Source organism: Streptomyces sp. NPDC110618 (assembly GCF_055657065.1).
Genome location: NZ_JBVKBN010000012.1, coordinates 201,133 through 222,071, shown reverse-complemented (window position 1 = coordinate 222,071; position 20,939 = coordinate 201,133). Strand labels below are relative to the sequence as shown.

20 protein-coding genes are annotated in these 20,939 nt (G+C 71.6%); 9 read left to right on the top strand and 11 right to left on the bottom strand.

Annotated features, from left to right (window positions below):
* The first annotated feature begins 18 nt into the window (after positions 1-18).
* Both ACZ7L7_RS21975 and ACZ7L7_RS21970 read left to right on the top strand, forming a co-directional pair.
* Positions 19-1,404 (top strand): aldehyde dehydrogenase family protein, encoded by a 1,386-nt coding sequence (locus tag ACZ7L7_RS21975; RefSeq protein WP_285511583.1) that lies wholly within the window; start codon positions 19-21, stop codon positions 1,402-1,404.
* 17 nt (positions 1,405-1,421) lie between these two features.
* Positions 1,422-2,504 (top strand): Zn-dependent alcohol dehydrogenase, encoded by a 1,083-nt coding sequence (locus tag ACZ7L7_RS21970; protein ID WP_285511582.1) that lies wholly within the window; start codon positions 1,422-1,424, stop codon positions 2,502-2,504.
* A gap of 15 nt (positions 2,505-2,519) precedes the next feature.
* Here ACZ7L7_RS21970 and ACZ7L7_RS21965 read toward each other — a convergent pair whose 3' ends face one another.
* The 3 genes from ACZ7L7_RS21965 to ACZ7L7_RS21955 all read right to left on the bottom strand — a co-directional run bounded on the left by ACZ7L7_RS21965 (position 2,520) and on the right by ACZ7L7_RS21955 (position 4,932).
* The gene (locus tag ACZ7L7_RS21965) at positions 2,520-3,455 is read right to left on the bottom strand and encodes a DMT family transporter (RefSeq protein WP_471591747.1); all 936 of its coding nucleotides are present in this window, start codon (positions 3,453-3,455) and stop codon (positions 2,520-2,522) included.
* Positions 3,456-3,522: 67 nt separating this feature from the next.
* Positions 3,523-4,236 (bottom strand): ArsR/SmtB family transcription factor, encoded by a 714-nt coding sequence (locus ACZ7L7_RS21960; protein ID WP_471591684.1) that lies wholly within the window; start codon positions 4,234-4,236, stop codon positions 3,523-3,525.
* A 51-nt stretch (positions 4,237-4,287) separates the two neighbouring features.
* Entirely contained in the window at positions 4,288-4,932 is a 645-nt protein-coding gene (locus tag ACZ7L7_RS21955; protein WP_285511580.1) for a TetR/AcrR family transcriptional regulator, read from the bottom strand.
* 91 nt (positions 4,933-5,023) lie between these two features.
* Here ACZ7L7_RS21955 and ACZ7L7_RS21950 point away from each other — a divergent pair, with 91 nt between their 5' ends.
* From ACZ7L7_RS21950 to ACZ7L7_RS21940, 3 genes are all read left to right on the top strand, one after another.
* Positions 5,024-6,175, top strand: coding sequence for an acyl-CoA dehydrogenase family protein (locus ACZ7L7_RS21950; RefSeq protein WP_453606298.1), 1,152 nt, complete (start codon positions 5,024-5,026; stop codon positions 6,173-6,175).
* 76 nt (positions 6,176-6,251) lie between these two features.
* The gene (locus tag ACZ7L7_RS21945; RefSeq protein WP_471591685.1) at positions 6,252-6,497 is read left to right on the top strand and encodes a YiaA/YiaB family inner membrane protein; all 246 of its coding nucleotides are present in this window, start codon (positions 6,252-6,254) and stop codon (positions 6,495-6,497) included.
* Between the two features lie 92 nt (positions 6,498-6,589).
* On the top strand, positions 6,590-7,213 hold the full coding sequence (locus ACZ7L7_RS21940; RefSeq protein ID WP_285511577.1) for a TetR/AcrR family transcriptional regulator: 624 nt from the start codon (positions 6,590-6,592) through the stop codon (positions 7,211-7,213).
* Between the two features lie 37 nt (positions 7,214-7,250).
* On the opposite strand, the gene ACZ7L7_RS21935 is transcribed toward ACZ7L7_RS21940, so the two are convergent.
* Positions 7,251-7,712, bottom strand: a complete 462-nt coding sequence (locus tag ACZ7L7_RS21935) for a MaoC family dehydratase (RefSeq protein WP_285511575.1) — start codon at positions 7,710-7,712, stop codon at positions 7,251-7,253.
* 109 nt (positions 7,713-7,821) lie between these two features.
* Here ACZ7L7_RS21935 and soxR point away from each other — a divergent pair, with 109 nt between their 5' ends.
* Entirely contained in the window at positions 7,822-8,286 is a 465-nt protein-coding gene (gene soxR / locus ACZ7L7_RS21930; RefSeq protein ID WP_285511574.1) for a redox-sensitive transcriptional activator SoxR, read from the top strand.
* Between the two features lie 258 nt (positions 8,287-8,544).
* Here soxR and ACZ7L7_RS21925 read toward each other — a convergent pair whose 3' ends face one another.
* The 3 genes from ACZ7L7_RS21925 to ACZ7L7_RS21915 form a co-directional block, all read right to left on the bottom strand.
* Entirely contained in the window at positions 8,545-9,612 is a 1,068-nt protein-coding gene (locus tag ACZ7L7_RS21925; protein WP_471430380.1) for an RNA ligase (ATP), read from the bottom strand.
* Between the two features lie 91 nt (positions 9,613-9,703).
* A complete protein-coding gene (locus tag ACZ7L7_RS21920; protein WP_453606305.1) occupies positions 9,704-10,441 on the bottom strand; it encodes a 3-keto-5-aminohexanoate cleavage protein in 738 nt (245 codons plus the stop codon).
* A 168-nt stretch (positions 10,442-10,609) separates the two neighbouring features.
* Positions 10,610-11,215 carry a hypothetical protein gene (locus ACZ7L7_RS21915; RefSeq protein WP_250749030.1) on the bottom strand — a complete coding sequence of 202 codons (606 nt, stop codon included), beginning with the start codon at positions 11,213-11,215 and terminating at the stop codon, positions 10,610-10,612.
* A 244-nt stretch (positions 11,216-11,459) separates the two neighbouring features.
* Here ACZ7L7_RS21915 and ACZ7L7_RS21910 point away from each other — a divergent pair, with 244 nt between their 5' ends.
* Positions 11,460-14,246: a penicillin acylase family protein gene (locus ACZ7L7_RS21910; protein WP_285511571.1), complete on the top strand. Its 2,787-nt coding sequence runs from the start codon at positions 11,460-11,462 to the stop codon at positions 14,244-14,246.
* 19 nt (positions 14,247-14,265) lie between these two features.
* Here the strand turns inward: ACZ7L7_RS21910 and ACZ7L7_RS21905 are convergent, their stop codons facing one another.
* Together ACZ7L7_RS21905 and ACZ7L7_RS21900 are read right to left on the bottom strand one after the other, a co-directional pair.
* Positions 14,266-15,612, bottom strand: coding sequence for a serine-threonine protein kinase (locus tag ACZ7L7_RS21905; RefSeq protein ID WP_285511570.1), 1,347 nt, complete (start codon positions 15,610-15,612; stop codon positions 14,266-14,268).
* Positions 15,613-15,693: 81 nt separating this feature from the next.
* On the bottom strand, positions 15,694-16,929 hold the full coding sequence (locus ACZ7L7_RS21900) for an exo-beta-N-acetylmuramidase NamZ family protein (protein ID WP_453606311.1): 1,236 nt from the start codon (positions 16,927-16,929) through the stop codon (positions 15,694-15,696).
* A gap of 172 nt (positions 16,930-17,101) precedes the next feature.
* Here ACZ7L7_RS21900 and ACZ7L7_RS21895 point away from each other — a divergent pair, with 172 nt between their 5' ends.
* Together ACZ7L7_RS21895 and ACZ7L7_RS21890 are read left to right on the top strand one after the other, a co-directional pair.
* The gene (locus tag ACZ7L7_RS21895) at positions 17,102-17,854 is read left to right on the top strand and encodes an SDR family oxidoreductase (protein ID WP_285511695.1); all 753 of its coding nucleotides are present in this window, start codon (positions 17,102-17,104) and stop codon (positions 17,852-17,854) included.
* 120 nt (positions 17,855-17,974) lie between these two features.
* A complete protein-coding gene (locus ACZ7L7_RS21890; protein ID WP_093724387.1) occupies positions 17,975-18,568 on the top strand; it encodes a TetR/AcrR family transcriptional regulator in 594 nt (197 codons plus the stop codon).
* Between the two features lie 12 nt (positions 18,569-18,580).
* On the opposite strand, the gene ACZ7L7_RS21885 is transcribed toward ACZ7L7_RS21890, so the two are convergent.
* Positions 18,581-19,795 (bottom strand): acyl-CoA dehydrogenase, encoded by a 1,215-nt coding sequence (locus ACZ7L7_RS21885; protein ID WP_453606314.1) that lies wholly within the window; start codon positions 19,793-19,795, stop codon positions 18,581-18,583.
* A 6-nt stretch (positions 19,796-19,801) separates the two neighbouring features.
* Positions 19,802-20,824 (bottom strand): phosphotransferase family protein, encoded by a 1,023-nt coding sequence (locus tag ACZ7L7_RS21880; protein ID WP_471430386.1) that lies wholly within the window; start codon positions 20,822-20,824, stop codon positions 19,802-19,804.
* Between the last annotated feature and the right edge of the window lie 115 nt (positions 20,825-20,939).

Here is a 20,939-nt window from a genome sequence, read left to right as displayed (position 1 = left end):
ACGCCCGGAAGGAACGCGATGAAGGCACACGACGGCTTCTACATCGACGGAGCCTGGCACCCCGCCGTCGGCCGGGACCCGATCGACGTGATCGACCCGGCCGCCGAACAGGTCATCGGCCAGGTCCCGGCCGGCACCGCCGAGGACGTCGACACCGCCGTACGCGCGGCCCGCGCCGCCCTCCCGGCCTGGGCCGCCACGGCGCCCGCCGAACGCGCGGCCCGCCTCGCCGCCCTCCGCGACATCCTGACCGCCCGCAAGGACGAGATCGCCGAGACGGTCACCGCCGAACTCGGCTCCCCGCTGAACTTCTCCCAAGCCGTCCACGCCGCCGTGCCGATCGCGGTCGCCGCCTCCTACGCCGAACTCGCCGCCACGCACTCCTTCGAGGAGAAGGTCGGCAACTCCACCGTGCTGCACGAGCCGATCGGCGTGGTCGGCGCGATCACCCCGTGGAACTACCCGCTCCACCAGATCGTCGCCAAGGTCGCCCCCGCCCTTGCCGCGGGCTGCACGGTCGTCCTCAAGCCCGCCGAGGACACCCCGTTGACCGCCCAGCTCTTCGCCGAGGCGGTCCACGAGGCGCGGATTCCGGCGGGCGTCTTCAACCTGGTCACCGGCATCGGCAGGATCGCGGGCCAGGCCCTCGCCGAGCACCCCGGCGTCGACCTCGTCTCCTTCACCGGCTCCACCGCCGTCGGCAAGCAGATCGCCGTCACGGCCGGTGCCGCCGTCAAGAAGGTCGCCCTCGAACTCGGCGGCAAGTCCGCCAACGTGATCCTGCCGAGCGCCGACCTCGCCAAGGCGGTCAACGTCGGCGTCGCCAACGTCATGTCCAACTCCGGCCAGACGTGCAGCGCCTGGACCCGGATGCTGGTGCACGCCTCCCAGTACGACGAGGCCGTGGAACTCGCGGTCACGGCCGCCGCGAAGTACGGCGAGCGCATCGGGCCGCTGGTCAACGCCCGCCAGCGGGACCGGGTGCGCGGCTACATCGACAAGGGTGTCGCCGAGGGCGCCCGGCTGGTCGCGGGCGGCACCGAATCCCCGCGCGAGCGCGGCTACTTCGTCAGCCCGACCGTCTTCGCCGACGTCACCCCCGAGATGACCATCGCGCAGGAGGAGATCTTCGGGCCGGTCCTGTCGATCCTGCGGTACGAGGACACCGAGGACGCCCTGCGCATCGCCAACGGCACGGTCTACGGCCTGGCCGGGGCGGTGTGGGGCGACGAAGCCGAGGCGGTCGCCTTCGCGCGCCGCATGGAGACCGGACAGGTCGACATCAACGGCGGCCGCTTCAACCCCCGCGCGCCCTTCGGCGGCTACAAGCAGTCCGGCGTCGGCCGGGAGCTGGGCGCGCACGGGCTCGCCGAGTACCTCCAGACCAAGTCCCTCCAGTTCTAAGAGGAGTTCACCACCTCATGGTTCGCGCCGCTGTCCTGCCCGCCGTGGGCGCCCCGCTGGAGATCGCCGAGATCGAACTCCCCGACCCCGGACCCGGCCAGGTCCGCGTCCGGCTCGCCGCCGCGGGCGTCTGCCACTCCGACCTGTCCCTGTCCAACGGCACCATGGTGGTGCCCGTCCCGGCCATCCTCGGGCACGAGGGCGCGGGCACGGTGACCGCGGTGGGCGAGGGTGTCACCGGGCTCGCCCCCGGCTCCGGGGTCGTGCTGAACTGGGCCCCCTCCTGCGGGAGTTGCCCGGCCTGCGGGCGCGGCGAGGTGTGGCTGTGCGGCAACGCCATGAACGGCGCCGCCAACGTCCACGCCCGCCGGGTGTCCGACGGCACGGAACTGCACCCCGGCCTGAACGTCGCCGCGTTCGCCGAGGAGACCGTCGTCCCCGCGTCCTGCGTGCTGCCCGCCCCCGAGGGCGTTCCGCTCGCCGAGGCGGCCCTGCTCGGCTGCGCCGTCCTCACCGGCTACGGCGCCGTCCACCACTCGGCACGCGTCCGCGAGGGCGAGACGGTCGCCGTGTACGGCGTGGGCGGAGTCGGCCTCGCCGCGATCCAGTCGGCCCGGATCGCGGGCGCCTCCCGGATCGTCGCGGTCGACGTCTCGGCGGCGAAGGAGGAACTGGCCCGCGCCGCCGGCGCCACGGACTACGTCGTCGCCTCCGACACCACCGCCCGCGAGATCCGCGCCCTCACCGGCAAGCAGGGCGTGGACGTGGCCATCGAGTGCGTCGGCCGCGCCACCACCATCCGCGCCGCCTGGGACTCCACCCGCCGCGGCGGCCGTACGACGGTCGTCGGCATCGGCGGCAAGGACCAGCAGGTCACCTTCAACGCCCTGGAGATCTTCCACTGGGGCCGCACCCTCTCCGGCTGCGTCTACGGCAACACGGACCCGGCCCGGGACATCCCGATCCTGGGCGACCACGTCCGCGCGGGCCGCCTGGACCTGGGCCAGTTGGTGACGGAACGGATCGGCCTGGAGGGCATCCCGGCGGCCTTCGAGAACATGCTGGCGGGCAAGGGCGGACGGGCGCTGGTGACCTTCTAGAGGGCGCGATGCCGCTCAGGCCGGTTCCGTCTCCGCCTCGGGAGCGGGAGCGGCCTGACCGGTCCCGGCCTTCCGCGCCGCAGGCCGGGACCGCGACACCGCCACCCCCAGCAGGCACAGCGCCCCGCCCGCCAGCGTCAACAGTCCCGGTACCTCCCCGAGCGCCGCCCAGGACATCAGGACGACCAGGGCCGGGACCGCGTACGTCGTCGCGCCCATGCGGCCGGCGGTCGTACGGGCCAGCGCGTACGCCCAGGTCGTGAAGGCGAGGGCGGTCGGGAAGACGCCCAGGTAGACCATGTTGAGCGTGGCCGACAGCGGGGCGTGCGCAGCCTGCGACACCAGCTGGCCGGAGAACGGCAGACAGGCCACCGCGCCCACCAGGCACCCGAACGTCGTCATCTGCAGCGCGCTCGCGTGCGCCAGCGCGGGCTTCTGCGCCACCACACCCCCGGCGCACGAGACCGCCGCCAGCAGGCACAGCGCCACACCGAGCAGCGAGGACCCGCCCCCGCCCGACATCGACAGACCCACGGTCACCGCGCCCGCGAACGCCACCGCCATCCCCGCCACCAGCCGAGGAGGCGTCGTCTCCCCGAGGAGCCGCGCGCCGAGCAGGGCGACCAGGAGCGGCGCGATGTTCACCACCAGGGCCGCCGTACCGGCGTCGACCTGCTGCTCGCCCCAGTTCAGGGCCACCATGTAGAGCCCGAACCACAGCACCCCGGAGATCAGGATCCCGCGCCACGCGGCCCGCGGCGGCCACCCCTCCCGCCGCAGCGCGCAGATGACCCCGAGCACCAGCGCCCCGGCCAGCAGCCGCCCCAGCGCCAGCGCGCCGGGCGCGTACTCGGCACCCGCGCTGCGGATGGAGACGAAGGCGGACGCCCACAGCACGACGGTGACGGTGGCGGCACCCGCGGCGAGCGGGTCGGTACGGCGGGGACTCATCATGCTCCCGAGGCTAGGAAGGACAGGTGGCTGGAAGCTCGCGGTTTTCGGACCCGGAGCAGGGGCGTCAGGCCAGTGCCTCCGGCCGGATGCCGAGCAGTTCGGACAGCGCTCGTTCCCCTGCCGCCGTCACCTTCACCGCACGCTCGGACCCGATCCGCACGCACCATCCGGCCTCCAGCGCGTGCCGGCACAGCGCCGCGCCCGCCGCCCCGCCCAGATGCGGACGCCGCTCGGTCCAGTCGAGGCACGCCCGCGCCAGCGGCCGCCGCCCCGTCCGTTCCAACGGGATCCCGGCGGAGCCGAACCACTCCAACCCGGCGTCGGTGAGCGCGAACCCGGTGTCCTGCCGCAGCAGCCCCCGCTCCGTGAACGCGTCGGTCACCGCGATCCCGAGCCGCCCGGCCAGATGGTCGTAGCAGGTCCGCCCGCGCGCCATGGCCGCGCCCGCACCGGCCTGCCGCAGACCGCGCGGCCGTACGACCGCCCGCGGCGCGACATACGCGGCGAGGTCCTCCACCAGCTGCGCGGCCCGCGCGTCGGCGAGCCGTACGTACCGGTGCCGCCCCTGCCGCTCCTCGACCAGCAGCCCACCGGCGACCAGCTTGCCGAGGTGCTCGCTGAGCGTGGAGGCGGCCACCCCCGCGTGCCGGGCCAGTTCCCCGGCGGTCCAGGCCCGCCCGTCGAGGAGCGCGAGCAGACAGGCGGCCCGCGTCTCGTCGGCGAGGAGCGAGGCGAGCCGCGCGAGATGGGGTGCGCGGGGATCGCGGCGATCGGTCATGGGTCCAGCATGAGCCCCGGACACTTCGGCGGCGGCCGAACCATCACCGACTCAGGCTGACGCCCGCTGGATCCCCTCGTACTGCCGCTCCAGCCCGTCCAGCAGCGCGGCGAGCCCCGTCTCGAAGGCCCGCTCGTCGATCTTCTCCTGCCGCTCCGCGAGCAGATGCGCCTGACCCAGATGCGGATAGTCCTCCGGGTCGTAGGCGCTCTCGTCGTCGACGAATCCCCCCGCGAACGACCCCAGGGCGGACCCCATGATGAAGTACCGCATCAGCGCCCCGATCGACGTGGCCTGGGCCGGCGGCCACCCCGCCGCCACCATCGCCCCGTACACCGCGTCCGCCAGCCGCAGCGCGGCGGGCCTGCGCCCGGGACCGCGCGCCAGTACCGGCACGATGTTCGGGTGGTCGCGCAGGGCCGCCCGGTAGGACACCGCCCAGTCGTGCAGCGCGGTGCGCCAGTCCCGGCCGTCCTCGAACATCGACAGATCGACCTGGGCGCTCACCGAGTCCGCGACCGCCTCCAGGATCTCGTCCTTGGTGCGGAAGTGGTTGTACAGCGACGGCCCGCTCACCCCCAGCTCCGCCGCCAGCCGCCGGGTGGAGAGGGCGGCGAGCCCCTCCGTGTCCACGAGCACCCGGGCCTTCTCGACGATCCGGTCGGTGCTGAGCAAGGGCTTGCGCGGTCGGGCCATGGCGCACATAGTAGGGCTGCGCCTAGAAACTAGCAGTGCTAATTTAAATGTACGGCCTTCAATGTACGGCATTCAATTGGGGTGACTCGGCATGAACCTGGAGCTCAGCGAGGAGCAGACCGCCGTACAGCGGCTCGCCCGGGACTTCGTGGCCCGCGAGATCACCCCGCACGTCGTCGGCTGGGACCGCGCCGAGGAGGTCGACCGGGGCATCGTGAAGAAGCTCGGCGAGGTCGGCTTCCTGGGCCTGACGATCGACGAGGAGTACGGCGGCTCGGGCGGCGACCACCTCGCGTACTGCCTGGTGACCGAGGAACTGGGCCGCGGTGACTCCTCGGTGCGCGGCATCGTCTCCGTCTCCCTCGGGCTCGTCGCCAAGACGATCGCCGCGTGGGGGAGCGAGGAGCACAAGCGCCGCTGGCTGCCCGGACTGACCGCGGGGGAGTACGTGGGCTGCTTCGGCCTCACCGAGCCCGGCACCGGCTCCGACGCGGGCAGCCTCGTCACGCGGGCGGTGCGCGACGGGGGCGACTACGTCATCAACGGCACCAAGATGTTCATCACCAACGGCACCTGGGCCGACGTCGTGCTCCTCTTCGCCCGCTCCACCGACGCCCCCGGCCACAAGGGCGTCAGCGCCTTCCTCGTCCCCACCGACACCCCCGGCCTGACCCGCCGCACCGTCCACGGCAAGCTCGGCCTGCGCGGCCAGGCCACCGCCGAACTGGTCCTGGAGGACGTCCGCGTGCCCGCCTCCGCGATGCTGGGGGAGGAGGGCAAGGGCTTCTCCGTCGCGATGTCGGCGCTGGCCAAGGGCCGCATGTCGGTGGCGGCGGGGTGCGTGGGCCTGGCGCAGGCAGCCCTGGACGCGGCCGTGAAGTACGCGGGGGAGCGGGAGCAGTTCGGCAAGACAATCGCCCACCACCAGCTCGTCCAGGAACTGATCAGCGACATCGCCGTGGACGTGGACGCGGCCCGGCTGCTGACCTGGCGGGTGGCGGATCTGATAGACCGCGGGCAGCCGTTCGCCACCGAGTCCTCCAAGGCCAAGCTCTTCGCCTCCGAGGCCGCCGTCCGCGCCGCCAACAACGCCCTCCAGGTCTTCGGCGGCTACGGCTACATCGACGAGTACCCGGCGGGCAAGCTGCTGCGCGACGCCCGTGTGATGACCCTCTACGAGGGCACCAGTCAGATCCAGAAGCTGGTGATAGGCCGCGCGCTGACGGGGGTCTCGGCGTTCTGACGCACCCGTGCCTGAGTACGTGATCTGAGTACGTGCGCGGATGTGAGGCGCCCCACACCGTCCGAATGATGTCCCCATGAGTGACACACCGGGCAAGCAGCAGAACACGGCCGCCTTCTACGGCCAGTCCGTCGCCTCCTTCGCCGTCGCCATGGCGGCCACCGCGATCGGGATCTACCAACTGGACGCCGACCCCTGGGTCCGCGCCTTCCTCGCCATAGCCGTCCTGTACCTGGTCACCTCGGCCTTCACCCTGGCCAAGGTCATCCGCGACCGCCAGGAGGCGGCGTCCCGCGTGTACAGCCCGTTCGAGAAGCTCTGACCGGGCACCGCCCCTCCGGACGGCCGCTCTAAGCGCTCGCTCACTGTCGGCGGTATGGTGGTGACCCTGTCAGCGAGAGGGGCGAACGAGCGATGAGTACGGCGGAGGAGACGGCCGGCGGCGAGCAGGCGGGGTGGGGCGAGGTCACGCCCGACGCGGCCCGGCGGCTGCTGATCGCCGCGGTGGAAGCCTTCGCCGAGCGCGGGTACCACGCCACGACGACCCGCGACATCGCCGGGCGCGCCGGGATGAGCCCGGCCGCGCTCTACATCCACTACAAGACCAAGGAAGAGCTGCTCCACCGGATCAGCCGGATCGGCCACGAGAAGGCGCTGGAGATCCTGCGCACGGCCGCGGCCCGCGAGGGCACCGCCGCCGAGCGGCTGGCGGACGCGGTGAGCTCCTTCGTGCGCTGGCACGCGGGAGGCCGTACGACCGCCCGCGTCGTCCAGTACGAACTGGACTCCCTCGGCCCCGAGGCCCGCGCCGAGATCGTCGGACTGCGGCGTCAGGTGGACGCCGTGGTGCGCGGGATCATCGAGGACGGGGTGGCGTCCGGCGAGTTCGAGGTGCGGGACGTCCGGGGCACCACGCTGGCTGTGCTGTCGCTGTGCGTGGACGTGGCGCGCTGGTTCAACATCGACGGTCCGTGGACCCCGGACGAGGTCGGCGAGCTGTACGCCGACCTCGTACTGAGGATGGTCACGGCGAAGTAGGCCCGGGGCGCGGCCCAGGTCCCAGGGGTATCGGCTCCTAGAGGTAGTACCGCGCGACGGACTCGGCGACGCACACGGGCTTGTCGCCGCCCTCCCGCTCCACGGTGAAGGCGACCGTCACCTGTACGCCGCCCTTGACGTCCTCCACGCCCGTGATTCTCGCGGTGGCGCGCAGGCGGGAGCCGACCGGGACCGGGGCCGGGAATCGGACCTTGTTGGTGCCGTAGTTGACGCCCATCTGCACGCCCTCGACCGACATGAGCTGCGGTCCGAAGAGCGGCAGCAGCGACAGCGTCAGATACCCGTGGGCGATCGTCGTCCTGAACGGCCCGGAGGCGGCCTTCTCCGGGTCGACGTGGATCCACTGGTGGTCGCCGGTCGCCTCGGCGAACAGGTCGATCCGCTTCTGGTCGATCTCCAGCCAGTCGGTGTGGCCGAGTTGCTCGCCGACGGCGGCCTTGAGTTCGTCGACGGAGGCGAAGTTTCTGGGTTCTGCCATGTTTCCCTGCCCTCCCGAGCGCTGTCTAAGCGACTGCTTAGCATGCTAGCTGGGTGGGCCGCTGTCAACGAGCCGCGGTCCCGTGGCCGGGGTGGGTAGGCTCCGAGGGGTGCCCAAGATTCCCGAGAAGATCCACGAGCTCACGGTCGGCCAGCTCTCCGCGCGCAGTGGGGCGGCGGTGTCGGCCCTGCACTTCTACGAGTCCAAGGGCTTGATCGCCAGCCGCCGTACATCGGGCAACCAGCGCCGCTACACCCGTGACACCTTGCGCCGGGTCGCCTTCATCCGCGCGGCACAACGGGTCGGCATTCCCCTGGCGACGATCCGCGAGGCCCTGGCGGAACTTCCGGAGGAGCGCACGCCCACCCGGGAGGACTGGGCGCGGCTCTCCGAGGCGTGGCGAGCGGAACTGGACGAACGCATCACCCAACTGAACCGTCTCCGCGACCACTTGACGGACTGCATCGGCTGCGGCTGCCTGTCCCTGGACACCTGCGTCCTGTCCAACCCGGACGACGCCTTCGGCGAAAGCCGAGCGGGTTCGCGACTCCTGGTAGAACGCCGCAGGCCGTAACGCAGAGGGCTTTGTTCGCCCCCGCCGCCCCTTCCCATTCCCGTCCCTGGGGGCTCCGCCCCCAGACCCCCGTGTCGGCCCTGAACGGGCCTCGTCCTCAAACGCCGGACGGGCTGATAGGGGCGCGGGGAACTGCGCGAACAACCCCCACCGGCCCGCACCCGAGGTGCGACCCTCGGGGGTCGAAGGGGCGAAGCCCCTGGGGATGGGACGGGTAGGGGCGGCGGGGGCGAAAAAAGGCCCCCCGCCGCAGCGCAGCTACTCGTACTCGGTCCCACCCTTCCGCGTCAGATACGCCGGGCTCACCGCCTTCGCGATGGCCCGCCCCCCGGTCACCGGGCTGTACCGCTCCTCCAAGGGCCGTATCACCACACCCTCCCGCAGATGCAGCGCCCGCCCCGACACGGTCTCCCGACCAGTGGCGACCGACAACACCACCTCACTGTCGTACGGCCCCTCGTACAGCCGAGGCACCACAGGCAGCGCATCCCCCACCACAGACGCCGCGTCCAGCCACCGCACAGCCCCGTCGATCTCCGCCGAGACATCGAACACCGCGTACCCCAGCGTGTCCCGCCGCCCGTCGGCGCCGTACGTCAGGTCCTGCACCCCCGCCCCGAACACCTCCCCGAAGATCCCGACCCGCCGAGCCCCGAGCCGCTCGGCGACGGAGGCCGCCACCTCCGCGACCCCGTGCCCCCGCACGGCCCGCCAGTACAGATTCCGCGGATCCTCCTTCAGGGCGAGGGACTTCGAGCCGAATCCCTTCGACGAGACGAACACCTGCCCGGAGTCCGCCACGTACGTCACCAGGCACGCCGACCCGTGCAGCTTCTCCGTCAGCACCACCGGCTCGCCGTCCGCGAAGATCCCCGGATACCGCTGGATGTTCTCGATGTCCACCCATGGCAGCAGCTCCGGCGCGGCCTCCACGTCCCCCGACATCGTCGGCGGGATCGGCGGCACCCATTTCGTGATCCCCAGCCGCTCCGCGAAGTCCGTACCGTCCGCCGCGGCCTTCTCCAGGTCCACGTCCGCCAGCGCGCCCGGCCGGCACACGATCCCCTGCGACAGCTCACCGCGCAGCCGAACCGCCTTGACCCGGTCGGAGTTGCTGCCCGCCAGCCGCCCGGTCAGCCCCAGCTCCTCGACCAGCGCGGCCGGCAGCACGGACTGCTCGGGGATGTAGACGGCCACATCGCCGGTACGGTAGGCGCCCTTCGCCACGACGGCCCGGTACAGACCCACCTGGGCCAGTTCTAGGGCGTCGGCGTTGGGGTGTTCGTGGATGGTCAGTACTTCGGCGGTGACACGCAGCGTCGACATCAGCGACTCCCGGATCTGCTCGGACAGTTGGTACTCAGCTGGTACTCATCGCGTCCAACTGTCCGTACCGGAAAGGGGTGGAGCGACCGGTTTAGCGCCTGGTACCGTCCCCGCCGGTGTCCGCCCCCACCGCCAGCGCGGCCGTCACCAACTGCGCGTTCGAGAGGGCCCGTTCACCATCGGGAAGGACCAGCACATCCTCCAGCCCCACCCGCGTCGCCAGCCCCAGCCCCCGCGCCAGCCGCAGCACCGGCCACGCCCCGCCGTCCTCCCCGTGCACCAGCACCGGCCGCCCGGAGGCGTCCCCCAGCGAACCCAGCAGCTCCCGCGCCGTGCGTTCCGCCGTACCCGGGTCGGTGTCCGTCACCTCCGCCAGCACCCGCAGCACCCGCCCGCCCAGCGGCGACCGGGCGAACCGCGCCGCGCCCTCCGTGCCCGACCAGATGCCGGCCTCCACGCCCACGCCTCGCTCGATCAGTGCGGCTGCCACCTCCTCCGCCCCCGGTTCGTGCCAGTTGACCGAGGCGTGGTCCGGCAGCACGGTCCACGAACGGATCCGCGCCACCCGTGCGTCGGGGTCCGGTTCCTCCCACGCGCCCGTGGTCACCCCGACCGGCACGGACACCCGCGCCCGGACGGCCTCCAACGTCGCCGCGACGACGCGAGGGGAGAGGCTCTTCCTGCCGCAGGGGGTTCTGGGATGGACGTGCACATCCGTCGCGCCCGCCGCCACCGCCTCCGCGGCCGACTCGGCCAGCGCTTGCGGCGACAGGGGGATCATCGCGCCGTCGGCCGCCGACCGGGATCCGTTGAGACAGACCTGCATCACACCGTCTAGTGTCCCAGCCGCGGCAGAGTTGGGGGTGCGGCATCCCCAACGCACCCCCCAGGTGCGGCATCCCCGGCGCACCTCGTATCCATGGCGCGGCTTCGTCCCGCGGGTACCAACAGCCCCCCGTCACCCCGCGGACGACACACCGCACCCCCCGACACGGCGTCAGGCGGACACCAGCATCCGCCGCTCCCGCCGCGCGGCCGCCAGCGCCTGGGGCGTCAGCACCGGACGCGGCACGACGATGCCGCAGTCCACGCAGACCGGCCCCGACGACGGCTCATGTGCCAGGTCGTACCTCCAGGTCAGCCGCTCCCCGCCGCACACCGGGCAGTGGTCGCCCGGCTCGCGCTCCAGCGCGGAGATCAGCCTGCGCAGCACCTCGGCCAGCGGCGCACGGGGGTGTACCCGCGGGTCGTCGCACCACGCCACGCCGAATCCGCCCCAGGTCAGCCGGTGCCAGTCGTCGACACTGCCCGGCCTGCGCAGCCCGTCGTGCTTCTCCTTCTTGCGGCGGCGGGCGAACTCGGCCTCATAGGCGAGCCAGACCGAACGCGCCTCCTCCAGTTCCTCCAGCGCGGCCACGAGCCGCGCCGGGTCGGGGGAACGGTCCTCGGGATCGAACCCGGCCCGGGAGCACAAGTGGTCCCAGGTCGCCCTGTGCCCGTAAGGGGCGAACCGCTCAAGGCACTTGCGCAGCGAGTAGCGCCGCAGCGCCAGATCGCAGCGTGGATCTCGCACCTGTCTCGCCAGACTCCGGAAACCGGCCATCGCCCTGCACCTCCGTCACACCTGCACCTGTACTTCGGTCACTTCGGCGACGCCGTACGGACTTCGCACGACGTTGACGAATAGACGTATCGACACGCGATTCGGCTCCATCGAATTTCCGATGGCCCCCATCAGCCGGTCCGGGTGCCTCGTCAAGGCCCCGTAAGTTGAGGCATGTTCACCTTCAATCCCGGGGATACCGGCGGTAACGTCAGGCCCGCCCACCCCGTCGGTAGGAGCTGCCATGCCACGGCGCATCCCCCGTACCGCGCTCGACAGACTGAGAACTCCCGGCAGATTCCCCGGGTTCCTGAAGACGGCATCCGTATGCGCGCTCATTGCCGGTCTTTTGACTCCGCTTTCCCCGGCCGTTGCCGCGGACCCCCAAGCGGCGGCCGTCGCCGATCACTGCGGCAACCAGTGCTCCGACATCCTGCCGCCCGGCCAGAACGGCAACGCCACCCTCGCCCAGATCCTGCTCAACCAGGCCTTCGGCAGCATGCCCGCGCACGCCTCCGACCAGATCGGACCGTACGCGAACCTGGCCACCGGCCACCCGGCGCTGACCAACTCCACGATCACGAACTTCTTCAACGACGCCTCCTTCGGCGTCCCCGCCGACCAGGTCGACTCCACCCTGAAGCCCGCCGGACGCACCGACGTGACGATCGTCCGGGACAAGAAGACCGGTGTGCCGCACATCACGGGCACCACCCGCTACGGCACTGAGTTCGGCGCCGGGTACGCCGCGGCCCAGGACCGGCTGTGGCTCATGGACGTCTTCCGCCACGTCGGCCGCGGCAACCTCACGCCCTTCGCCGGCGGCGACCCCGCCAACCAGGGCCTGGAGCAGGAGTTCTGGCGCCACGCCCCGTACACCGAGGCCGATCTCCAGGCCCAGATAGACAACGCTGTCGCGGCCAACGGAGAGCGCGGCCGGCAGGCCCTCGCCGACGTCGAGGCCTACATCGACGGCATCAACGCCTACATCGACGCCTCCGACAGCGGACGCTACTTCCCCGGCGAGTACGTCCTCACCGGCCACAAGGACTCCCTCACCAACGCCGGGACCATCGAGCACTTCAAGCCCACCGACCTGGTCGCGCTCGCCTCCGTCATCGGCGCCCTGTTCGGCTCCGGGGGCGGCGGTGAGGTCGACAACGCGATCTCCCTGCTCGCCGCCCAGGAGAAGTACGGGGTCGCGGAGGGCACCGAGGTCTGGGAGTCCTTCCGGATGCGCAACGACCCCGAGGCGGTCGTCACCGTCCACGACAAGAGCTTCCCGTACGCCGAGAGGCCCGCGAACCCGCAGGGCACGGCACTCCCCGACGACGGCCCCGTCACCGCCGAGCCCCTGGTGTACGACCGTACGGGCAGCGCGGCGACCGAGACCGCCGCCGCCACTTCCGCCTCGGCGACGAAGGCGGCGATGAGCTCGGCCCGGCGCGGGATGTCCAACGCGCTCGTGGTCGGCGGGGAGCACACGGCGAGCGGCCACCCGATCGCCGTCTTCGGCCCGCAGACCGGCTATTTCGCACCCCAACTGCTGCTCCTCCAGGAGATCCAGGGACCGGGCATCAGCGCCCGGGGCGCCTCCTTCGCGGGACTGAGCATGTACGTCGAACTCGGCCGCGGCCAGGACTACTCCTGGAGCGCCACCACTTCAGGCCAGGACATCATCGACACCTACGCCGTCGAGCTCTGCCAGGACGACCACCACTACCTGTACCGGGGCACCTGCACCGCGATGGAGAAGGTCGAGCGGAAGAACGCCTGGAAACCCACCACCGCCGACGACACCCCGGCCGGTTCCTACACGATGCGGGTCTGGCGCACGAAGTACGGCCCCGTCTCGCACCGCGCGACCGTCGACGGCAAACGCGTCGCCTACACCACCCTGCGCTCGTCCTTCCTGCACGAGGCCGACTCGATCATCGGCTTCCAGATGCTCAACGACCCCGATTTCCTCACCGGCCCGCAGCGCTTCCAACAAGCCGCGCGGCACATCAACTACACCTTCAACTGGTTCTACGTCGACTCCGAGCACACCGCCTACTACAACAGCGGCGACAACCCGGTACGGGCCACCGGCGTCGATGCCGAGTTCCCGGTGTGGGCGCGGCCGTCGTACGAGTGGCGGAACTGGACTCCGGAGACGAACACCGCCGACTACACCCCGCCCTCGGCGCACCCCAACTCCATCGACCAGGACTACTACATCTCCTGGAACAACAAACAGGCCGCCGACTACACCACCGCCCCCTGGGGCGACGGCTCGGTGCACCGCGGCAACCTCCTCGACGACCGGGTGCGGGAGTTGACCGAGCAGGGCGGGGTGACCCGCGCGGCCCTGGTGAAGGCGATGGCCGAGGCCGGGCTCGCCGATCTGCGCGCCGAGGACGTCCTGCCGGACCTGCTGAAGGTCGTGAACAGCTCCCCGGTCACCGATACGGCGGCGAAGGCGGCCGTGGACAAACTGTCCGCGTGGCTCGCCGCGGGCGCCCTGCGCACCGAGACCAGGGCCGGGTCCAAGACGTACGCGCACGCCGAGGCGATCCGCGTCCTGGACGCCTGGTGGCCGCTGCTCGTGCAGACCGAGTTCCAACCCGGCCTCGGCAGCGAGCTGTTCACCGCCTTCACCAACAACCTGCCGGTCGACGAGGCGCCCTCCGCCGCCCACGGCCCGACCGGCGCCCACGCGGGCAGCTCCTTCCAGTACGGCTGGTGGAGCTATGTCGACAAGGACCTGCGCGCGGTGCTCGGGGAGCCCGTCGAGGCACCGCTGGCCCGCGAGTACTGCGGGAACGGCAGCCTGAGCGCCTGCCGCGACAGTCTCCTCAGCACCCTGAAGACGGCGGCCGCCAAGACCCCGGCCCAGGTCTACCCGGGTGACGACGGCTGCCCGGCGGGCGACCAGTGGTGCGCCGACTCGATCGTGCAGCGCACGCTCGGCGGCATCAAGCACGCCCGGATCAGCTGGCAGAACCGGCCCACCTACCAGCAGGTCGTGGAGTTCACCTCACACCGGTGAAGGTCTTTCCGGTGGTACCTCACACCGGTGAGACATCCGGCGCGGCGGCGGGTCCGTGCACCCGGCCCGCCGCCAGCACCAGCTGGGCCAGCTCCCGGTGCGCGATGTCGCTGTGCGCACCGGCGGGCGGCCCGCCGCGCCGTACCACCGCCGCCGCGTCCACGTTCACACACCCCTTGGCGGGCAGCGGCCCGCGCAGCGCGTCCGCGAGCCGCAGATTCCTCGTTCCGGGCACCGCCTGCACCCCGTCGAAGCCCAGCGCGCCCCACTTGGCGCCCAGCGCCCGGCGGATGGAGAGTTCGTGGAGCTCCCGGTCGTGGCCCGCCATCCGGGACGCCAGCGGGTACACCGTGCCCAGCGCGTCGTCGTGCTCGGAGTAGCAGCACACCAGCGGCCCGTCGATGCGGTTCTGCTGGCCCTGCAGGACCCCGCCCGCGCGCGCGTCGTGCGGCAGCCGCGCCGCGAACGCGTAGTGCGAGAAGGCCGCCTGAAGCAGCGTCACCGACTTCACCGTACGCACGCCCTCGGGCAGTCCGCGCAGCGCGAACGCCACCAGCCGCCCGCCGAAGCTGTGCCCGATCAGATGGACCCGCGTCTTCGGCGACCGCTCCGCGAGCTGCCCGATCACCCGCCCGAGCCCCCGCTCGCCCACCGTCCCCGCGCGCCGCTTCATCGCGAAGTACGTGGCCTGGCGCAGCAGTTCGTGCGCCCCTTCCCAGGGATTCGGCAACGAGAAGGAAGCCTGCCCGGGTGACCGCACCTCGGCGAGCGCCCGGCCGAAGTCCGCGCAGACCTCGGCCGCCGTCGCCCGGAACATCTCCGGCTCGTCCTGCGGAACGCCTTCCGCCAGGGTGTCCGCCGCGAACAGCGCCTGCGGACCCGGCGGCACCAGATCCACCAGCAGCCGCACCAGCCTTACGAACTCGTCCAGTTCGGCCTCCTCGCGGGACTGCTGGTCCAGCAGCCGGGCGAGCTGGTCGATCACCGTGGCCCGGCCGGGGAAGGTCTCCAGCAGCGCGTGCCGGGTGTCCTTGTCCAGTGCCGGACGCGCGGTCGTACCGGCCGCGACCGAGCGCGGGAAGTCGGGGATCGGCTCGTCCGAGAACCGCATCGAGGGCCACACGATCCCCACGTACCCGATCTTCGCCGTGGGGGCGAGGTGAGGGACATGGGTGAAGAACCGGTCGTAGAGCCGGGTGGCCCCGGAGCGGTCACTGTTCCAGCCGTGCGCGAAGACGAGCAGGTCCCGCACACCGCGCTGGGCGACCCCGGTGAGCAGCCGGTCCCGGGAGCGGGTCCCGGCGTCGCCGTCCGCGTCGAAGGTCAGCTCCCAGTACGGGGATACGCTCATCTGCGGTCGTGCCATGGCAGGCTCCCTCGTGCCCCGTAGCGGTGCGATGTGGGCGTATCGTCCCGCCACGGGGCAGAGTTGGCCATACAACCCGGCTCATCTGTAGAGGAGGTATTTCTTTCGAATCCTCCGGAACGCGGTGAGTTCGCCCTGCCAGCCCTCGACCACCTCGTCCGTGCTCGCTCCCGCGTCGATCGCGGTGCGCACCTGGGTGGACCCGGTGAGCTTGTCGATCCAGTTGTCGGAGCGCCAGCTGAAGCCGGGGAAGACCTTCTTGGCGGTGACGAGGAGGGCGATGCCGGTGCGCACGGGGTCGTAGGCGTCGCGGTCGTGGACGTGGATCTGCACGCCGCCGACGGTCTTGCCCTGGAACTTGGAGAAGGTGGGCGTGAAGTACGCCTCCCTGAAGTGCACTCCGGGCAGCCTCTGCCGGTTCGCCTCGGCGGCCCAGCGTCCGTCGATGCCCTCCGCGCCGAGCAGTTCGAAGGGCCGGGTGGTGCCCCGGCCCTCGGAGAGGTTGGTGCCCTCGAAGAGACAGGTGCCCGAGTAGACGAGCGCGGTGTCGGGGGTGGGCATGTTGGGGCTCGGCGGCACCCAGGGCAGCCGCGTGGCGTCGTAGAACTGCGAGCGCCGCCAGCCGGACATGGTGACCGTGCGCAGGGGGACCGGCGTGGTCAGGAACTCCCCGTTGAACAGCAGGGCGAGCTCGGCCACCGTCATCCCGTGCGCCTGCGAGATCGGCTCCCGTCCGACGAAGGTGGCGAACTCCTTGTGCAGCACCGGTCCTTCGGCCGAACGCCCGGTCACAGGGTTGGGCCGGTCGAGGACCACGAACCGCTTTCCGGCGAGGGCCGCCGCCTCCATGCAGTCGTAGAGCGTCCAGATGTAGGTGTAGAAGCGGGCGCCGGCGTCCTGGATGTCGAAGACGACGGTGTCGACGCCGGAGGCGGTGAAGATGTCCGCGAGCGCCTGACCGCTCTTCAGATACGTGTCGTAGACGGGCAGTCCGGTCGCCGGGTCGTCGTAGCGGCCCTCGGAGCCGCCCGCCTGTGCGGTGCCGCGGAAGCCGTGCTCCGGGCCGAAGACGGCCCGCAGGTCCACCCTGTCGTCCTCGTGCATGACGTCGACGATGTGACGGACGGTCCGGGTGATGCCGGTGGGGTTGGTGACGATGCCGACGCGCTGGTCCTTGAGGGGGGAGTATCCGTCGGAGACCAGGCGTTCGAACCCGGTGCGCAGGCCGCGGCCCTTTCCTTCCGCCGCCGCTGCCGAGGTCGTGGTCGCCGCCAGGGCCGGGGTTGCCGCTAGGAGAGTTCGTCTCGTTAGGCGCATGAGGGGCACGGTAGGGGCTGGTGCGGTGGTTCGTAAGGTGCTGGTTGTTCGGGCCTGTCGCGCGGTTCCCGCGCCCCCGGGATGTCTCCCGCACCCTTTCCCCGTCACATACCGACTGGTTAGTCTGGAGCCTCGATCGAGCCGCGCGAGAAGGAGACCGAGGGTGGAAGCCTTGCAGGGTGCCGGAGTGGTGGTCACCGGAGCCGGTGGCGGGATCGGGGCCGCGCTCGCGCGGCGGTTCGCCGGAGCCGGGGCCCGGGTCGTGGTGAACGACCTGGACGGCGCCAGGGCCGAAGCCGTCGCCGAGGAGATCGGCGGCACCGCCGTCCCCGGGGACGCCTCCCGGATCGTCGGCGCCGCCCGCGAGGCGCTCGGCGGGGACATCGACGTGTACTGCGCCAACGCCGGCGTCGGCTCCGGCGGCTCCGAGGCCGCGGGCGAGGACGTCTGGGCGCTGGCCTGGGACGTCAACGTCATGGCCCATGTACGCGCCGCCCAGGAGCTGATCCCGGGCTGGCTGGAGCGCGGGTCGGGACGGTTCGTCTCCACCGTCTCCGCCGCCGGACTGCTCACCATGATCGGCGCCGCGCCCTACAGCGTCACCAAGCACGGCGCGTACGCCTTCGCGGAGTGGCTGTCGCTGACGTACCGGCACCGCGGGATCAAGGTGCACGCGATCTGCCCCCAGGGCGTGCGCACCGACATGCTCGCCGCCACCGGTAGCGCCGGTGACCTGGTGCTCCGGCCGACCGCCATCGAGCCCGACGACGTCGCCGACGCGCTGTTCAAGGGCATGGCCGAGGACCGGTTCCTGATCCTGCCGCACCCCGAGGTCGCCGGGTACTACCAGGGGCGGGCCGGGGACCCGGACCGCTGGCTGGCGACCATGAACCACATCCAGCAGAAGTGGGAGTCGGCGCAGTGACGCCCCAGTAGGGGATCTGGTCTGCCCGCCGGGGACGGCAGGTGGGAAGATCCTCGGGCGGGAGTTCTTTTCCCGCCCGCACGACAGTCAGTGAGAACGTGAAAGGCAGGTGGCGGCTAAGTGCCCAGGACGACGGACGGAGACGGTACCCCCGTCCCCCAGCGGCTGCTCGCCGCCGCCACCCGGCTCTTCGCCGAGCAGGGCTACGACCGGACCTCGGTCCAGGAGATCGTGGAGGCGGCCGGCGTCACGAAGGGAGCCCTGTACCACTACTTCGGCTCCAAGGACGATCTGCTGCACGAGGTGTACGCGCGCGTGCTCCGCGTCCAGCAGGAGCGCCTGGACGCCTTCGCGGACGCCGACGAGCCGGTGGAGAAGCGGCTGCGGGCCGCGGCGGCGGACGTGGTGGTCACCACCATCGAGAACCTCGACGACGCGTCGATCTTCTTCCGCTCGATGCACCATCTGAGCCCGGAGAAGAACAAGCAGGTGCGTGCCGAGCGCCGGCGCTACCACGAACGCTTCCGCGCGCTCATCGAGGAGGGCCAGCGCACCGGCGTCTTCTCCACCGCGACCCCGGCCGACCTGGTGGTGGACTACCACTTCGGCTCGGTCCACCACCTGTCCACCTGGTACCGCCCCGACGGCCCGCTCAGCCCCCAGGAACTGGCCGACCACCTGGCCGACCTGCTCCTGAGGGCGCTCAGGCCGTAACCGACGGCGGCCTCACAGGTACTTCTTCAGCTCCCGGCGGGCCAGCGACCGCTGGTGGACCTCGTCCGGCCCGTCGGCAATCATCAGCGTCCGCGCGGCCGCGTACAGCTCGGCCAGCGGGAAGTCCTGGCTGACGCCGCCCGCGCCGTGCAGCTGGATCGCGCGGTCGATGATGTCGACGACGGCACGCGGCGTGGCGATCTTGATGGCCTGGATCTCGGTGTGGGCGCCCCGGTTGCCGACGGTGTCCATCAGCCAGGCCGTCTTCAGCACCAGCAGCCGCAGCTGCTCGACGGTCACCCGCGCGTCGGCGATCCAGTTGTGCACCACGCCCTGCTGAGCCAGCGCCTTGCCGAACGCCTGCCGGGAGACCGCCCGGCGGCACATCAGCTCGATCGCCCGCTCGGCCATGCCGATCAGCCGCATGCAGTGGTGGATACGTCCGGGACCGAGCCGGGCCTGCGCGATGGCGAAGCCGCCGCCCTCCTCGCCGATGAGGTGGGACACCGGCACGCGCGCGTGGTCGAAGATCACCTCGGCGTGGCCGCCGTGGGAGTGGTCCTCGTACCCGAAGACCTGCATGGCCCGCTTGACGGTGACGCCCGGGGTGTCGCGCGGGACGAGCACCATGGACTGCTGGCGGCGGATGTCGGCCCCGTCCGGGTCCGTCTTGCCCATCACGATGAAGATCTTGCAGTCCGGGTTCATCGCCCCGGAGATGTACCACTTGCGGCCCGTGATGACGTAGTCGTCGCCGTCCCGCTCGATGAGCGTGGTGATGTTGGTGGCGTCCGAGGAGGCCACGTCCGGCTCGGTCATCGCGAACGCCGAGCGGATCTCACCGGCCAGCAGCGGCTCCAGCCACTGCTTCTTCTGCTGCTCGTCGCCGAACTGGTGCAGCACCTCCATGTTCCCGGTGTCCGGCGCGGCGCAGTTCGTCGCGGTGGGCGCGAGGTGCGGGGAGCGGCCGGTGATCTCGGCGAGCGGGGCGTACTGGAGGTTGGTGAGCCCGGCGCCGTAGTGGCCGTCCGGCAGGAAGAGGTTCCACAGGCCCTGCCTGCGCGCCTCGGCCTTGAGCTCCTCGACCACGGCCGGGGTGTCCCAGGGCGAGGCCAGCGCGGCGCGCTGCTCCTCGGCCACCGCCTCGGCCGGGTAGACGTACTCGTCCATGAAGGCGAGCAGCTTGGCGCGCAGCTCCTCGGTGCGTGCGTCGAACGCGAAGTGCATGTCCCGTCAGCCTTCCTGAAGAGTGGTCAGCCCGTGCTCGATGAAGACCGGGACCAGGTCGCCGATGCGGTCGAAGCCGCGGCCGACGGTCTGGCCCAGCGTGTAGCGGTAGTGGATGCCCTCCAGGATCACGGCGAGCTTGAACCAGGCGAACGCCGTGTACCAGGAGACGGCGGAGACGTCCCGCCCGGAGCGGGCGGCGTACCGCTCGATCAGTTCGGCCGGATCCGGGTGGCCGGGGGCCTCGGCGGTGGTGGAGACGGGGGAGTCGGGCATGTCCAGCGGCATGCTGTACATGACCAGCAGGCCGAGGTCGGTGAGCGGGTCGCCGAGCGTCGACATCTCCCAGTCGAGGATCGCCTTGATGCGGTCGTCGCCGCCGATCAGGACGTTGTCCAGGCGGTAGTCGCCGTGAATCACGGTCGGCGCGGGGGAGGCCGGCAGCTGCCGTCCCAGCGCGGCGTGCAACTCGTCGATCCCGGCCAGCTCCCGGTTGCGGGAGGCGTCGAGCTGCTTGCCCCAGCGGCGCAACTGACGGTCGAGGAAGCCCTCGGGCCGCCCGAAGTCGCCGAGCCCGACCGCCTCCGGGTCCACCGCGTGCAGATCGACCAGCGTGTCCACCAGCGACAGCACGGCCTGCCGGGTGCGCTCCTCGCCGAGGGGTGCGAGCTGGTCGGCGGTGCGGTAGGGGGTGCCCTCGATGAACTCCATGACGTAGAAGGGCGCCCCGAGCACGTCCTCGTCCTCGCACAGCAGCACCGGGCGCGGCACCGGTACGTCCGTGGGGTGCAGGGCGCTGATGACCCGGTGCTCGCGCTTCATGTCGTGCGCGGTGGCGAGGACATGGCCGAGCGGGGGCCGCCGTACCACCCAGCGGGCGGTGCCGTCGGAGACGGCGTACGTCAGGTTCGACCGCCCGCCCTCGATCAGCCGCCCGGTCAGCGGGCCGTTCACCAGGCCCGGATGCTCACGGTCCAGGAGGGCGCGCAGCCGGTCGAGATCGAGTCCGGGCGGGTCGTCGGGGCTCATCGGTGCTCCTACGGGCAGGTGAACGGGACGCGACCAATGATGCCGACCGGTCGGTATGTCGTCCAGTGCGGGGGCCCAAAGTGATCGGAGCCACGATAGGCCGTCAGCTCCCCGC

What these genes read in the sequence shown, in the direction of transcription:
- ACZ7L7_RS21975 (WP_285511583.1), top strand. Translation starts at nt 19, where the DNA reads ATGAAGGCACACGACGGCTTCTACATCGACGGAGCCTGGCACCCCGCC.
- ACZ7L7_RS21950 (WP_453606298.1), top strand. Translation starts at nt 5,024, where the DNA reads ATGAACCTGGAGCTCAGCGAGGAGCAGACCGCCGTACAGCGGCTCGCC.
- ACZ7L7_RS21960 (WP_471591684.1), bottom strand. Translation starts at nt 4,236, where the DNA reads ATGACCGATCGCCGCGATCCCCGCGCACCCCATCTCGCGCGGCTCGCC.
- ACZ7L7_RS21925 (WP_471430380.1), bottom strand. Translation starts at nt 9,612, where the DNA reads ATGTCGACGCTGCGTGTCACCGCCGAAGTACTGACCATCCACGAACAC.
- ACZ7L7_RS21940 (WP_285511577.1), top strand. Translation starts at nt 6,590, where the DNA reads ATGAGTACGGCGGAGGAGACGGCCGGCGGCGAGCAGGCGGGGTGGGGC.
- ACZ7L7_RS21910 (WP_285511571.1), top strand. Translation starts at nt 11,460, where the DNA reads ATGCCACGGCGCATCCCCCGTACCGCGCTCGACAGACTGAGAACTCCC.
- ACZ7L7_RS21935 (WP_285511575.1), bottom strand. Translation starts at nt 7,712, where the DNA reads ATGGCAGAACCCAGAAACTTCGCCTCCGTCGACGAACTCAAGGCCGCC.
- ACZ7L7_RS21885 (WP_453606314.1), bottom strand. Translation starts at nt 19,795, where the DNA reads ATGCACTTCGCGTTCGACGCACGCACCGAGGAGCTGCGCGCCAAGCTG.
- ACZ7L7_RS21915 (WP_250749030.1), bottom strand. Translation starts at nt 11,215, where the DNA reads ATGGCCGGTTTCCGGAGTCTGGCGAGACAGGTGCGAGATCCACGCTGC.
- ACZ7L7_RS21945 (WP_471591685.1), top strand. Translation starts at nt 6,252, where the DNA reads ATGAGTGACACACCGGGCAAGCAGCAGAACACGGCCGCCTTCTACGGC.
- ACZ7L7_RS21965 (WP_471591747.1), bottom strand. Translation starts at nt 3,455, where the DNA reads ATGAGTCCCCGCCGTACCGACCCGCTCGCCGCGGGTGCCGCCACCGTC.
- ACZ7L7_RS21970 (WP_285511582.1), top strand. Translation starts at nt 1,422, where the DNA reads ATGGTTCGCGCCGCTGTCCTGCCCGCCGTGGGCGCCCCGCTGGAGATC.
- ACZ7L7_RS21955 (WP_285511580.1), bottom strand. Translation starts at nt 4,932, where the DNA reads ATGGCCCGACCGCGCAAGCCCTTGCTCAGCACCGACCGGATCGTCGAG.
- ACZ7L7_RS21880 (WP_471430386.1), bottom strand. Translation starts at nt 20,824, where the DNA reads ATGAGCCCCGACGACCCGCCCGGACTCGATCTCGACCGGCTGCGCGCC.
- ACZ7L7_RS21905 (WP_285511570.1), bottom strand. Translation starts at nt 15,612, where the DNA reads ATGGCACGACCGCAGATGAGCGTATCCCCGTACTGGGAGCTGACCTTC.
- ACZ7L7_RS21900 (WP_453606311.1), bottom strand. Translation starts at nt 16,929, where the DNA reads ATGCGCCTAACGAGACGAACTCTCCTAGCGGCAACCCCGGCCCTGGCG.